A 1,405-nucleotide genomic window follows, 5' to 3' on the forward strand; every position below is an offset into this window, starting at 1 on the left:
GAGCTTTAAATCGGCACCAAGCAGACAACTACATGGCTATTAAGTAGATAACGAATAAGAGATTCCCAAGCCCGCGAAATCACGCGTCGGGAATCTCTTTTTTAATGGCGTATTACTTGAGCAACGCGACGGCTTGTTTCACTTGCTCTGCAATTTCTTGATTTACAATCTCACCCGACTCCAAGTCAAAGTTCTCGTAAAAACTTGGTACCGAAAGCGACGCTTTAACGTCCGCTCCAAAAAATGACGCTGAACCCGTTGCCGCCGCTAGCACGCTTTGTGCACCACCAGGGCCCGGTGACGTAGCAAGGTAAACTACCGGTTTATTTTGGAACACATTGCGCTCGATACGCGTTGCCCAATCGAACAAGTTTTTGTAAGCCGCAGCGTAAGAACCGTTGTGCTCTGCAAATGATACAACGATGGCATCAGCTTGCTCTAGCTCGCGTAAAAAAGCGATTGCACCTTCCGCTTGGCCGATTTCTTTCTCTTTGTCTTCACTAAACATTGGAACGTTGTAGTTGTTTAAATCCAACACGTTCACTTGCGCGCCTTCTACTTGTTGAGCGGCGTAAGTAGCAAGCGTTTTGTTGATTGAGGTTGAGCTGGTAGATGCACCGAATGCGACAATTTTCATGGTTATATTCCTTTGTTCACGTTTTATGCTTTGCAGAATAAAAGTTAAACAGGCTGGCAACAACCACAAAAATCTTATGGAGAGATTCGAATATTTCGAAGGAGTTGATTTCAACTAAAAGTCGGGATAACGATAGAAAAGATATGCTCAGAAATAGCCAAGAAGCACGCCTAGAATAAGGTGACGTTTGATATAACCCGTTGAAAAAAATAGTCACAACAAGGTTAACAGGCTTTCATTCAGCTACACTGAGCACTCATTTACTGCAATTCGTAGATATTATGCTTGTGATTGCAGTTCTTGCCATAGATCACTAACAATCACGCGATCCGCAGGCGTCAGTTCTGCACGTGCTTCTTCTAGGCTGTTCGCGATACGAGATTTTAGCTCTTCAACATCGTTGATGCCGTCTTCTTCACAAGATGCGGCAGACAGAGAGATGTGACCACGTAGATAACCACCAGCAAACAGTTCATCATCAGATGCGTTTTCAATACGAGCATCAATCAGTTCTAGTAGTTTTTCTTCAAATTCAATAATCATGGAGTTTCTCTGAGGTTATTTGGGTTACTTAACGCTAAAATCAGACGCTTCCAGCGGCTTAGTTTGGTAAAACGCACGTAAGGCGTCCGAAAGCATTTTCACTCGCGGTGGCAAACCTGCTTCCAAAATACCTAATACTTCTTTATGCACTTTTTGCATAAAGCCGAGCCTATCTGGTTCAAAATCGCCGTGTAGATTGTCACAACTCACCGTAAAAGGGAAGCC

Annotated in this window: 3 protein-coding genes; all 3 read right to left on the minus strand. The window is 43.8% G+C overall.

Going from position 1 to position 1,405, the window contains the following annotated elements; genetic code table 11:
• Window positions 1–112: 112 nt before the first annotated feature.
• Complete coding sequence (locus R7P67_RS24365; RefSeq protein WP_021453296.1) at window positions 113–637, minus strand: NADPH-dependent FMN reductase; 525 nt, start codon at window positions 635–637, stop codon at window positions 113–115.
• Between the two features lie 279 nt (window positions 638–916).
• A complete protein-coding gene (locus R7P67_RS24370) occupies window positions 917–1,180 on the minus strand; it encodes a YfcL family protein (RefSeq protein ID WP_005479532.1) in 264 nt (87 codons plus the stop codon).
• Between the two features lie 24 nt (window positions 1,181–1,204).
• Window positions 1,205–1,405, minus strand: a 201-nt coding sequence (locus R7P67_RS24375; protein ID WP_318086256.1) for an elongation factor P hydroxylase, incomplete at its 5' end; no start/stop codon positions are given.

This window comes from Vibrio sp. Vb0937 (assembly GCF_033338855.1).